Source organism: Flavobacteriales bacterium, from assembly GCA_016716605.1.
GTDB lineage: Bacteria > Bacteroidota > Bacteroidia > Flavobacteriales_F > PHOS-HE28 > PHOS-HE28.
On record JADJWA010000001.1, the window covers coordinates 1,371,320 to 1,383,833 of the forward strand.

The window sequence follows — 12,514 nt, forward strand, 5'->3', positions numbered from 1 at the left end:
ATGGGCCTGTTGGCCTTGGCCGCCGGTCCTCCGGGCAATGGCGGCAGCAACCAGCAGGTAAGGTCGCAAGGTGCGCCCAAAGCCGGTGCGTGCTCGCCGGCCACGCAGGTCACGCAGCTCGCCTACAACAACGTGCGCGCCGTGATCGAGAACGGCGGCAACCTGTGGACCAGGCGCGGCGGCAGCGCGCGCTCCGGGTACGAGGTGCCCAAGACCGAGGATTTCAGCGGCCCCAACGCCATCTATGCCGGTGGCCTCTGGATGGGCGGCCTTTCCTCCGCAGGGCAGCTGCGCTTAGCGGCTGTGCTGTACCGTGCGAACGGCAATGACTTCTGGCCCGGGCCCTTGAACCGCACCGATGCGAGCGTTACACCGGATGTGTGCCAGGCCTATGACAAGTTCTGGATCACGCAGCGTGCGGAAGCGGAGACTCACCTGCAGTGGATCCGCTGCAGCGAGGACCCTGACTGCAACCTAGCCGACATATTCCCCAACGGTTACTCCGTGCCCACTGCATTCCTGCAATGGCCGGCCATCGGTGATGTGGAAGCCGGTCAGGACCTCTACATCGCGCCCTTCCTCGATTACAATGAGGATGGGCAGTACAACCCGTATGACGGTGATTATCCGGACTACGGCTTCGACCTGACCGTGGAAGACTGCAAGAACAAGCGCCGCGAAGACCCGGTGCCGCTATTCGGTGACTACAACATCTGGTGGGTCTTCAATGACAAGGGCGATGCCCATACTGAGACGCAAGGCCAGCCGATCGGCCTCGAGGTGCGAGCGCAGGCCTTCGCCTTCAGCTCGAACAACGAGATCAACAATATGACCTTCTACAACTACACGGTCATCAACTGGGCCTCTCAAACGCTCACGAACACCTATTTCGGCCACTTCGTGGATGCGGACCTAGGATGCTCGAACGATGACTTCACGGGTTGCGACGTGCGCCGCGGTCTGGGCTACATCTATAACTGGGATGATGTGGACGAAGGCTGCCTCGGTGCCATCGGGTACGGTGGTCCTTCGCCGCCCCCGCCGGCCATCGGTGTGGATTTCTTTGAAGGTCCATTCCAGGATTCCGACGACATCGACAATCCCGGCCCTGCGACCTATCTGGAGAATTTCGATTGCCTCCAAGCACAACAGCAGCACGGCATCCCATACCGCGGCATCGGCATCGGCTATGGCGACGGCGTTCCTGATAACGAGCGCTTCGGCATGCGCGCATTCCTCTACTTCAACCGGGAAGCGCCCAATGCCAACGTAACCGATCCCAGCGTAGCCGCGCACTACTACAACTACCTGCGAAGCATCTGGAAGAATGGCGTGCCCATGACGCATGGCGGGAACGGATTCGACCCGAGCGGAAATGGGGTGCGCACATTCTACATGTTCCCAGGCGATACCGACCCGGTGGGTTGGGGCACCAATTGCGTCCCTCAAGGGCCTTGGGTCGATGATGACCGCACCTTCGTGGACCGACGCTTCGTGCAGAGCGCGGGCCCCTTCACACTGGAGGCTGGAGCCTTCAACAATATCACCGTGGGCGTGGTGTATGCGCGCTCACCGGTAGGCAGCGCCATCAGCAGTTTGGGCCCGCTGCGCGTGGCCGATGACAAAGCGCAAGCCCTTTTCGACAACTGCTTCAAGATCCTGGATGGCCCAGATGCCCCGGACCTCAGCATCCGTGAACTGGATCGCGAGTTGATCCTCTACCTGATCAATCCGGAAGGCAGCAACAACGAGAACCTGACCTACGAGGAGCTCGACCCCATCATCCCGCTCAACGACGGTGGCGGAGGCCCTCCATATGACCGTTACTACCGCTTCCAAGGGTACAAGGTGTACCAGATGAAGAATGCGGAGGCCAGTGTGTCCGATTTGGACAATGTGGAACTCGCTCGACTGGTGTACCAGGGAGACCTTGAGGATGGCATCGGGCAGATCGTGAACTTCCCGTACGACCCCGCCATCCAGCAAGCGGTCCCGACGGAAATGGTGAATGGCGCAGATGCGGGCGTGCGCCATGCGATCCGGATCACCACCGACAAGTTCGCGCAAGGCGACCCGCGCCTAGTGAACTTCAAGAGCTACTACTACATCGCGATTGCCTATGGCTACAACAACTACCTGGACTACGATCTGGCTGAGGGCACAGGCCAGGCCTTCCCGTATGTCGCTGGTCGCAAGGCCGCCTTCGGCTCGATCCGCAGCTACGTGGGCATCCCGCACAAGCCAGGTCCGGAATCCTTCGGCACCACCCAGAACTCCAGCTTCGACGATGCCATGCAAGTGACCCGGCTCGAGGGCCAGGGCAATGGCAAACTCGAGCTCGATATCGAGCGGAGCACCGAGGATGCGATCATGAGCGGCTTCCCTTGGAGGTCGGACGCACTCACCTACAAGCGCGGCCTTGCACCGATCAATGTGCGCGTGGTCGATCCCTTGAAGGTGCCTGATGCGCAATTCGAGGTCTGGTTCCAGGACAGCATCACGCCCGGGGACCTGGATGATGCCTATTGGTACCTGAAGAACGTGACCACGGGAGAGGTGACCGCCGGGCACCGGCCTATCAACCTCGATTACGAGCAGGTCTTCATCGAGCCGAAGTATGGGATCTCCATCGCGATCGGTCAGGCCTATTACGACGGCAATTACACGGAACCGATCGGTGGCACCATCACGTTCGACAATTCCTCGCAAGCCTGGCTGACCGGGATTCCTGATGCTGAAGGCGTGACCGCGTTCAACTGGATCCGATCCGGCACCTTCATCGATGATGTGGTAACGCCGGCGACGTATTCCGATCGCCCTGGCGTTGACGATGATGCGCTGCAGCCTTATGAGAAGATCCTCGGCGGCACTTGGGCGCCATGGCCGCTGGTTGGCGGTGCGCGCTTCCAGCCGGGTGCTACGCCAGACGGTCAGCAAGCCAACACCCTGGCCAAGATCAATGAGACGCCGAGCGTGCTGGTGGTGATCACCAAGGACAAGAGCAAGTGGAGCCGTGTGCCCGTGCTTGAGCAGGATACAGGCACGGTATCCATTGGAGGCGTGCAGAAGCTCTTCCCGCGCGGTCAAGCCAGTGTTGACAAGAATGGCCTGAAGCCCGGCGACCCGGGCTGCAATGTGGCCGAGGCTGAGTTCATCAATGCCACGGGCATGGGTTGGTTCCCTGGATACGCCATCGACTTGGAGGCTGGTGAGCGCTTGAACATGGCCTTCGGTGAGAATAGCTTCTGGGGCGGCGCCATCGGCAGGGACATGGTGTGGAACCCGAATGACCAGTTGCTGCTGCCCGCGCCCCAAGGCGAGATCCCCAGCCCATTCTTCGGTGGCGGCCATTGGATCTACGTGTTCAAGAACGATCGGCGCCAGAGCGGCCAGCCTACGCGCATCGGCCCTTACGATGATGGCCAGGGCATCCGCGATGGATTGGCATCGACCGGAGCAGCGCGCACCACCGCACTTCGCGCAGTGGCATGGGTGGGAAGCGCCATGCAGATCCCCGGCAGCGAATTCATGGCCACCGATGTGCGCATCCGGCTGAATGTGCGCAAGCCCTACCGCGCCTACACGGATTACAATGGCAGCCCGGCGCCCATCACGCCGGCGCAGAACAACGGCCTGCCGCTCTATGCCTTCGGCACCGGTGAGTACGCCGTGCAGACCAATGTGGCCAGCGTGGCGAACGAATTCCTGGACAAGATCAACATCGTGCCCAACCCGTACTACGCCTTCAGCGGCTACGAGACCTCGCGCCTGGACAACCGGGTGAAGTTCATCAACCTGCCGCAGAACTGCACGATCTCCATCTTCACCGTGAACGGCACCCTGGTGCGCAGGTACCGCAAGGACAGCCCGCTCACCTTCTTGGATTGGGACCTGAAGAACTCGAACAGCATCCCGATCGCCGGTGGCGTGTACATCTGCCATGTGGAGGTGCCCAACGTGGGCGAAAAGGTGCTCAAGTGGTTCGGCGTGCTGCGCCCCTTGGACCTGCAGAACTTCTAGCGAATCACTCAACGAAGAATAGGACATGAAGCGATTCAATCATCAAGCGCTGGCGGCGATTGCTGCTGTGACGATGTCCGCGGGCAGCGCATTCGCCGGTAACCCGGATCGAGCCGGGTCGGCAGGTGCCACGCAGCTGCTGCTGAATCCATTCGCGCGCTCGAGCGGATGGGCCATGGCCAACAGCGCGAGCCTGCGCGGCACGGAGGCCATGTTCGGCAATGTGGCCGGGCTGTCCATGGTGAGCAAGACCGAGGTGGGCTTCTCCAACATGCGGCTGCCCAGCGCGGGCTTGTCGATGAACACGGTGGGATTCGGCCAGAAGCTCGGTGCCAGCGGCGTGATCGGCCTGCAGGCCACGGTCTTCTCCTTCGGCGAGCTGGAGGTGACCACCTACGATGTGCCGGAAGGCGGCCGGGGCGGCTTCAGGCCCGCCATGTCGAACATCGGAGTGGCCTACGCGAAGAGCTTCTCGAACAGCATCCACGGCGGCCTGCTGCTGCGCGTGGTGTCCGAGAGCGTCTCCAGCGTGCGCTCAACCGGTGTCTGCTTCGATGCTGGCATCCATTACGTCACCGGGGAGAAGGACAATGTCCACTTCGGGATCGCCCTGAAGAACGTGGGTCCTGCCATGAGTTTCTCCGGTGATGGCCTCGCGGTGCAGGGCCTGCTCATCGCAGGGAGCGATCAGCTCACGCTTCAGCAGCGCTCAGCCAAGCAGGAGATCCCTTCGCTGCTGAACATTGCCGCCGCTTATGACTGGCATATCAGCGAGGTGCATCGACTCACGGTGGCAGGAACCTTCGTGTCCAACTCATTCACCAACGATCAGGCCCTGTTCGGCTTGGAGTACGCCTTCCGCAAGATGCTGCACCTGCGTGCCGGTTACAGCTACGAGAGGCGTGACAGCGCTGACGAGCGCGTCACCTGGTTCACCGGGCCCAGCGCCGGGCTCAGCGTTGATTTCGGATTCGGGGAGGAGAAGAAATCAGCGCTCGCGCTGGATTATGCCTACCGCACCACGAACCCGTTCAGCGGCTTCCACTGCATCGGCATCCGCCTCACCATCTAATCGCTCCGCAATTCAAGGAAGAGGACCTCTCGGGGTCCTCTTCCGTTTCTTTACGTCACCAGAACAAGCGGCCATGAGCAACCCCGCCTACTATACCGAAGAGGGCCTGAAGAAGCTCACCGACGAGCTCAACAAGCTGCGCACGGTGGATCGCCCGCACATCAGCCAGCAGATCGCCGATGCGCGCGATAAAGGTGACCTTAGTGAGAACGCCGAGTACCACGCCGCCAAGGAGGAGCAAGGCCTGCTGGAGGCGCGCATCGCGAAGCTGGAGCAAGTGGTGGCCAATGCGCGCATCATCGATACTTCGCAGGTGGACACGAGCCGCGTGTACATCCATACCCGCGTGATGGTGCGGCACGTGGACAATAACAGCCAGCGCGAATTCATGATCGTGGCGGAGAGCGAGGCTGATGTCCGCACCGGGAAGATCAGCGTGACCTCACCCATCGGGAAAGGGCTGCTGGGCAAGGCCGCCGGGGAAGTGGCCGAAGTGGTGACCCCGGCGGGCACCACGCGATTCGAGATCATCGCCATCACCCGCTGAGATGGCCAGCCTCTTCACCCGCATCATCAGCGGCGAGATTCCCTGCCACAAGGTGGGCGAGGACGATCGCTATCTGGCCTTCCTCGACATAGCGCCCGTGCGCGAAGGCCACGCCCTCGTGGTGCCCAAGCTGGAGGTCGATCGTTTCTTCGACCTGCCGGAGGAACTGCTCGCGGGCATCATGCCCTTCGCTCAGGGAGTGGCCAAACGCATCCAGCGCACGGTGCCCTGCGACCGCATCGGTTTGAGCGTGATCGGGCTCGAGGTGCCGCATGCGCATGTTCACCTGATCCCGCTGGACCGCATGAGCGACATGGATTTCTCCCGGCCGAAGCTGAAACCTTCGCACGAGGAACTGGCCGCGCTCGCAGCGCGCATACGGAACGCCTAGCGCACGCGGTCCGGATTGGATTTCACGAATGAGCCCCAGCCTCCTTTACCGCCGCTGCGGGCGCCACGCGCAAGTCCGGGACGCGTATTCGCGAAGTGATGGCATACCGCTACCGCAACGGCATCGGTGGCGTCGGTGCTCGAAGGCAGCTCACGCAGGCCCAGAATGCTGAGGAGCATGGCGGCTACCTGTTCCTTGCTCGCATTGCCATTGCCGGTGATGCTCTGCTTCACGCGCTTCGGCGCGTATTCCACCACGGCGATCTCGCGTTGCAGCGCTGCGGCGATGGCCACGCCCTGAGCGCGACCCAGCTTCAGCATGCTCTGCACGTTCTTGCCGAAGAATTGCGCCTCGATGGCCAGCTCATCCGGATGGTGCCGCTCGATGATCGCGAGCGTCTCGCTGAAGATCGCGCGCAGCTTCAGCGTGTGGTCATCGCCCGTTGTGAAGCGGATGGCGCCTGCATCTAGCAAGCGGGCCTTGCCGCCTTCCTCCAGCAACACGCCGAACCCCATCACCGTGGTGCCAGGGTCGATACCGAGGATGATGCGTTCTTGGGCCACCGGGGTACTTTTCGCCGTCTTCAACACCAACGCGCCGAAGGTACCGTGAGCCGACGCACCCTCTTGCTGCTCCGCTGGGGCGTATTCGTGCTGGCTTGCGCCTTCCTCTTCATGCGCCTGTCTGGCCATGATGCCCCGATGCGCGCTGAGGACCTTGGTGCCTTGTCACGCGAACCGACGATGCGGCTCGTGCTTGCGTTGGTGCTGGCCCTGATGCTCGTGAACTGGGGCTTGGAGTCGCGGAAGTGGCGCCTGCTCGTGCGCGAGCTCGAGTCAATCTCCAAGTGGCGTGCGTTCATCGCGACCATTGCGGGCACGCCCATCGGGCTGATCACGCCGAACCGCGTGGGCGAGTTCGTTGGCCGCGTGCTTTTCCTCTCGCCGGAGCATCGCATCGCGGCCAGCTTCGCCACAGCGGTCGGCAGCATCGCACAGTTCGTGATCACGGTGGTGCTTGGCCTGTTGGGCCTGGTCGCTCTGGTGATGCAAGCGGAGCATGACCAGGTCTCGCCAGATGCGGCGGCTTGGATCGGATTGTGTTTCCTGGTTGCTGTGGCCACCTTGCTGCTGTATTTCAATCCGGACCTCTTGCGCGCCGCGATCGCGCGCCTCCCCGTGATCAAACGGTGGGAGCGGCATGCAGCCGTGCTGGAGCGGTTCAGCGCGAGCATGCTTACCCGTGTGCTGCTCATCAGCGCGGCACGTTACGGGGTGTTCACCGTGCAGTTCGCGCTCCTGCTCGGCGCATTGGCCGAAGTGCCCCTGGACGGAGCGATCGCCGCCATACCTGTCACCTTCCTCGTGGCCACGCTGATCCCCACGGTGATGCTCACTGAACTGGGCGTCCGCGGATCGGTTGCTGTTGCGGTGATCTCGCCCGCCGCCGTGCATGATCAGGGCGTGTTCCTTGCGAGCACGGCGCTCTGGCTCATCAACCTTGGCCTACCGGCCATGCTGGGCGGCATCATCCTGCTTGTTGCACGGATCCGAAGCGCACGCGGATGAGCACCGGGCTGCTGATCGCTTCAGTGTTGTTCGCTGTCGCGTTGGCGCAGGCGATGGTGATCGGGCGCTGGCGCGATGCGATCGCGCGCAAGGAGGAGCGGAAGCGACTGCCCGATGATGCGTTGCCGGCAATCGCCGCGATCATTCCCGTGCGCAACGAGGAGCGCGGCATCGCACGCGTGCTGCAGGATATGCATGCACAGGACTATCCGAAGGAGAGGATCGAGGTATTGTTGGTTGATGACGGCAGCGATGACCGGACCGTTGAGATTGCCCAGGGCATGCGCAAGAGCTGGCCGCAGTTGCAAGTCGTGCGCTCGGAGTCCGAGGGTAAAAAGGCCGCCATCGCAATGGGCATTTCTGCATCAAGGGCTGAGATCATCGTGCTCACCGATGCCGATGCCCGCTTTGGTGCACAGCGCATCCGTTGCATAGCGGAGCGCATGGCCAGCAGTGGCGCCGAATTGCTGGTGCTGCCGGTATGGACCAACGGGCAGGCCTCGCTGGGCGGGTTGCAAGAAGTGGAGCAGGCTGCCTTGCTCGGCGTGGCTTTGGGCACAGCGATGAACGGTTCCCCGTTCCTGGCCTATGGAGCCAACCTCGCATTCTCTCGCGCCGCGTTCGTGCATGTGGGCGGGTACCAGGGTGATCGTTTCGCCAGCGGCGACGATGTGTTCCTGCTGCGACGCATGCGTGCGAATGGAAAGCCGGTGCGAGCACTGGCCGATCCGGAAGCGCTCGTGGAGGTTGAGGCAGCGGGTACGTGGCGCGGTTTCTTCGCGCAGCGGCTGCGATGGGCGGGCAAGATGCGCGGTGCGATCGGCTCGTTCAGCGTATTCGGCGCCGTTGGATTGTTATGGCCTTGGGCGCTGGCTCTCGTCACGGCGCGCTTCAGCATCCTCGGCGCGTTGGGGCAGCATGGCTTCTACCAGTTCATCCTGTTGCTCGCGGCCTGGCTGCTTTGGGTAGTCCCGATCATTGGGTTGGTGCAGGATCTGAAACGCGCTTTCAGCAAGCCGAGTGGAACAGCACCGACGCTTCTGGCGCTTCTGGCATTCACCGTGTACGCACCATTGATCGCCTTGCTCTCGCTGGTGGTGCGACCGAAGTGGAAGGGGAGGAGGCTGGGTTCCTCCTAGAACGGCAGATCGTCCTCGCCATCCGCGCTGATGGGCGGCATGTCGGCCATGGTAGGCGCTGGCGCGGCTTGTGCAGCACCGCCGCCTGAGACCCCAGCCCCTGCGCCGCTCCGCTCAATGCGATTGCCAGCGAGGCTGAGGAAGTACTTGGTCACGCCGTCCTTGCCGGTCCACTCACGGCCGTTCACGTAGCAGGTCACCGTCACCTCTTCGCCGGGGTTGAAACCGTCGAGCAAGCTGGTCTTATCCTGTTTGAACTCGATGGGGATCATCTGCGGGTATTGCCCGCCCTGCTCGGTGACAACGAGCTCGCGCTTGCTGAATTTCTCGCTGACCTGCTGCGTCTGGCCCACGACTTTGATGGTTCCAGAGATGGTGACTTGTGCCATGGTAGGATTTATTGAGGTTGTGCTGTGATGCGTAAGCGGCGCCTATCTGGAGTTGAAGGAGAGCAGCGTCTTCCACGCTTCTTCGATTCGGCCTTGGGCGAGCAATGCTTGGGCGTGGCGATGGAGCACGGTCATGAGTTCCTGCGGCTTTTCCTGAAGGGCGATGAAGGTATCGCTCAATTCGGTGAGCTTGTACTCGTTCACCGCCGTCTCATCGGGAACGCTGAGCGCGGCGCCCAGCTGACCCAATTCGCTTCCGGTGAGGATGATGCTGAGGCGCGCCTCGGCCGGCAGGGCATCGACCCCCACGCCGTAATGGGTATTGGGCTGCGCCAGCTCGAAGAGCGCATCGCCGTGCGCGCGCGCATAGAAGTGCCCGCCCATGCGGCCCACAAGATCGATCCGGCGCTGATCGATGCGGCCCTCGGCATCGAGAACCTTTTCATCAACGTGGATCATCACCACTTCGCAGAGCACCAGGTTGCCTGCCCCTCCGCCCGTGCCCGTCTCGATCACCTGTTGCACGCGGCACTCGAACTGCACCGGGCTCTCCTTCACGCGGGAGGGCCGCACTTTCTCGCTTGCGATTGCAGTGAGGCCGCTTTTCTCGAATTCGTTCACCCCCTCAGGGAATTCACCGCTGGCCACGCTGATCTGCTGCACCATGGCGTAAGTGACCACGTTGATCACCGCCTCGGGCACGGCTTTCACGTTGTGATAACTGTGCTTGGTGGTGTTGTCCCTGCCGCGCCGGGCAGGTGAGAATATCATCAGCGGCGGATTGGCGCCGAAGACATTGAAGAAGCTGAATGGGCTCAGGTTGGGCCGTCCTTGCGCATCGATGGTGCTGGCCAGCGCGATCGGCCTTGGTCCGATGGCGCCAACAAGATGACCGTGCAGGGCGCCGATGCTCAGTTCCTTGGGGTCGAATCGCAGATGGCTCATCAGGGGCCACTAATGTAGCCGGGCGGGCGAACGCGCAGCCCGGAGCATCAAGTGGCTACTTTCGCGCTCCGTTTTTTACGGCTAACGGACGTGGCGGAATTGGTAGACGCGCCAGACTTAGGATCTGGTACCGCAAGGTGTGGGGGTTCGAGTCCCCCCGTCCGTACAGATTCCGCCACGGCCCAGCGCAAGCGGTCGAAGGCGGAGATTCCGGACCACCTTAACCATCAGCGGCACCACCGCCCATGTTGAACAGACCATGAACATCCTCAAAGAAGACACCGGCACGCTCACCGCGACCCTGAAGGTGAAGCTCAGCCCAGACGATTACGCACCCGGTGTGGAGAAAGCGCTGAAGGAGCAACGCAAGCAGGCCGTGCTGCCCGGATTCCGTCCGGGTCAGGTGCCCATGAGCCTGATCAAGAAGCGCGTGGGCAAGGCGCTGCTGGTGAATGAAGTGGAGCGCTTGATCGACGAGAATCTGAGGAACTACATCCAGATCAACGGATTGCGCGTGCTGGGGCAGCCGCTTCCGAAGAATGAGGGCGACGTGGGCAACGACTGGGACAATCCTACGGAGTTCGAGTTCGCATACGAGATGGGCCTGGCTCCCAGCTTCGAGTTGGAGCTTGATAAGGTGAAGGTGGAGATGCCGGTGGTGGATGTGAATGAGGAGCTCGTGAGCAAAGAGGTCGATGACATGAAACGCCGCTTCGGCAAATTGGAGAGCGCCGATGTGAGCAGCGAGAAGGACATGCTGCTAGGCGACATGATCGAGCTGAATGCCGATGGCACGATCAAGGAAGGCGGCATCATGCACCGCGCCACCATCAGCCTTGAATTCCTGGAAGATGCCGCTACGAAAGCCGCGCTCGCCGGCAAAGCCGTGGGCGATGAAGTGGTGGTGGACCCCCACAAGGTGAGCCGTGACCACGATGACCTAGCCCGCATGCTGGGCGTTGATCACGAGCGGGTTCATCATTTAGAGGGCAACTTCAACTTCCGGATCGCCGAGATCAAGCGAATGCTTCCCGCCGAGCTGAACCAGGAGCTCTTCGACCGGGTGTATGGGGAAGGCGCCGTGACCGATGAGGCCGGTTTCCGGGCCAAAGTGAAGGAGGGCATGGAGGCCATGTTCCAGCGCGACAGCGAGCGCATCTATCGCCGACTCGTGCTGAAGGCCTTGCACGAGCAGGCCCGGATCGAGTTGCCCGATGGATTCCTCAAGCGCTGGATCCAGGAGACGAGCGAGCAGCCCACCACCGCTGAAAAGGTGGAAGAGGGCTATCCCGGCTATGCGGAGGGCCTCAAGCGGAAACTGGTCGAGGACCGCGTGGTGGAGAAGTACGGCCTGGAGGCCAAGGGCGAGGAGATGGACGCCTTCGCCAAGCGCTACATCGCCGATCAGTTCATGCAATACGGCATGCCAGCGCCAGAAGACGAGCGCCTGCAGCAGTTAGCCGCGCGCATGCTCGGCGACCGGGAGCAGCTCCAGCGCATGCGCGACAGCATCGTGCAGCAGAAGATGACCGTTCATTTCCGCACTCTGATGGAACCGAAGGAGCGTCGGGTCAGCCTCGATGAGTTCATAAACTTGGCCCAAACCGCCTGAGGCAGCCCGCGCAACGCGCTTCCTTCGCCACAAACCCGAACGATGTACCCTAAAGACGAATTCCTCAAGTATGCCGTAAAGCACCGCGGCATCTCCAGCAACACGCTGCACAGCTACACCTCCTCGGCTATCACCAGTTCGATGACACCATACATCATCGAGGAGCGCCAGCTCAATGTGGCGCAGATGGATGTGTTCAGCCGGTTGATGATGGACCGTATCATCTTCCTCGGCACCGGCATCAACGACCAGGTAGCCAATATCATCCAGGCGCAGCTCCTCTTCATGGAGAGCGTCGATTCCAAGAAGGATATCCAGATCTACCTGAACAGCCCCGGCGGAGGGGTGTATGCCGGCTTGGGCATCTACGACACCATGCAGTACATCAATCCCGACGTGGCCACCATCTGTACGGGCATGGCCGCCAGCATGGGCGCCGTGCTGCTCTGCGCCGGGACAAAGGGCAAGCGCAGTGCCCTGAAGCACGCCCGGGTGATGATCCACCAGCCCATGGGCGGCGCCGAAGGTCAGGCCACCGACATGGAGATCACCGTGAACGAGATCAAGAAGCTCAAGAAGGAGCTCTATGACATCATCAGCAGCCACAGCGGCCAGCCCTTCGACAAGGTGGAGAAGGACGGCGATCGCGATTACTGGATGAAGGCCGAGGAGGCCAAGGCCTATGGCATGATCGACGAATTGCTGGTGCGCGCCAAATAGGGCCACAGGATATCAAGCGCCACGGCCGGGTGCGCTTGGCGCCCCTGCACAAGCGCCCCGATCGACCGATGACCACGGCCCCGCCACTTCCGGCGGGGCCGCGGTGTATCT

11 protein-coding genes and 1 tRNA gene are annotated in these 12,514 nt (G+C 62.0%); 9 read left to right on the forward strand and 3 right to left on the reverse strand.

Translation table 11 applies throughout. The features are described 5' to 3' along the window. The 4 genes from IPM12_05340 to IPM12_05355 all read left to right on the forward strand — a co-directional run bounded on the left by IPM12_05340 (position 1) and on the right by IPM12_05355 (position 6,030). A complete protein-coding gene (locus IPM12_05340; protein ID MBK9147233.1) occupies positions 1-4,020 on the forward strand; it encodes a T9SS C-terminal target domain-containing protein in 4,020 nt (1,339 codons plus the stop codon). Positions 4,021-4,045: 25 nt separating this feature from the next. After that, positions 4,046-5,092, forward strand: coding sequence for a PorV/PorQ family protein (locus IPM12_05345; GenBank protein MBK9147234.1), 1,047 nt, complete (start codon positions 4,046-4,048; stop codon positions 5,090-5,092). 73 nt (positions 5,093-5,165) lie between these two features. Then, positions 5,166-5,639, forward strand: a complete 474-nt coding sequence (gene greA, locus IPM12_05350) for a transcription elongation factor GreA (protein ID MBK9147235.1) — start codon at positions 5,166-5,168, stop codon at positions 5,637-5,639. Position 5,640: 1 nt separating this feature from the next. After that, the gene (locus tag IPM12_05355; GenBank protein MBK9147236.1) at positions 5,641-6,030 is read left to right on the forward strand and encodes an HIT family protein; all 390 of its coding nucleotides are present in this window, start codon (positions 5,641-5,643) and stop codon (positions 6,028-6,030) included. Here IPM12_05355 and ruvC read toward each other — a convergent pair. After that, positions 6,027-6,722 carry a crossover junction endodeoxyribonuclease RuvC gene (gene ruvC, locus IPM12_05360; protein MBK9147237.1) on the reverse strand — a complete coding sequence of 232 codons (696 nt, stop codon included), beginning with the start codon at positions 6,720-6,722 and terminating at the stop codon, positions 6,027-6,029. The two genes, IPM12_05355 and ruvC, sit on opposite strands and share 4 nt — an antisense overlap. Positions 6,723-6,731: 9 nt before the next feature. Between ruvC and IPM12_05365 the strand changes: the two genes are divergently transcribed. Together IPM12_05365 and IPM12_05370 are read left to right on the forward strand one after the other, a co-directional pair. Beyond that, positions 6,732-7,598 (forward strand): flippase-like domain-containing protein, encoded by an 867-nt coding sequence (locus IPM12_05365; GenBank protein ID MBK9147238.1) that lies wholly within the window; start codon positions 6,732-6,734, stop codon positions 7,596-7,598. Beyond that, positions 7,595-8,737, forward strand: coding sequence for a glycosyltransferase (locus IPM12_05370; protein ID MBK9147239.1), 1,143 nt, complete (start codon positions 7,595-7,597; stop codon positions 8,735-8,737). The genes IPM12_05365 and IPM12_05370 overlap by 4 nt, the downstream gene beginning before the upstream one ends. Here IPM12_05370 and IPM12_05375 read toward each other — a convergent pair. Both IPM12_05375 and IPM12_05380 read right to left on the reverse strand, forming a co-directional pair. Next, positions 8,734-9,126, reverse strand: a complete 393-nt coding sequence (locus IPM12_05375; protein ID MBK9147240.1) for a DUF3127 domain-containing protein — start codon at positions 9,124-9,126, stop codon at positions 8,734-8,736. The two genes, IPM12_05370 and IPM12_05375, sit on opposite strands and share 4 nt — an antisense overlap. Before the next feature lie 42 nt (positions 9,127-9,168). Then, positions 9,169-10,071: a flavin reductase family protein gene (locus IPM12_05380; GenBank protein MBK9147241.1), complete on the reverse strand. Its 903-nt coding sequence runs from the start codon at positions 10,069-10,071 to the stop codon at positions 9,169-9,171. A gap of 84 nt (positions 10,072-10,155) precedes the next feature. On the opposite strand from IPM12_05380, the gene IPM12_05385 reads away from it, so the two are divergent. The 3 genes from IPM12_05385 (at position 10,156) to clpP (ending at position 12,403) form a co-directional block, all read left to right on the forward strand. Then, positions 10,156-10,237: transfer RNA gene (locus IPM12_05385), tRNA-Leu, on the forward strand. A 93-nt stretch (positions 10,238-10,330) separates the two neighbouring features. Next, positions 10,331-11,683, forward strand: a complete 1,353-nt coding sequence (gene tig, locus IPM12_05390; GenBank protein MBK9147242.1) for a trigger factor — start codon at positions 10,331-10,333, stop codon at positions 11,681-11,683. Positions 11,684-11,725: 42 nt separating this feature from the next. Further along, positions 11,726-12,403 carry an ATP-dependent Clp endopeptidase proteolytic subunit ClpP gene (gene clpP / locus IPM12_05395; protein MBK9147243.1) on the forward strand — a complete coding sequence of 226 codons (678 nt, stop codon included), beginning with the start codon at positions 11,726-11,728 and terminating at the stop codon, positions 12,401-12,403. Positions 12,404-12,514 lie beyond the last annotated feature (111 nt).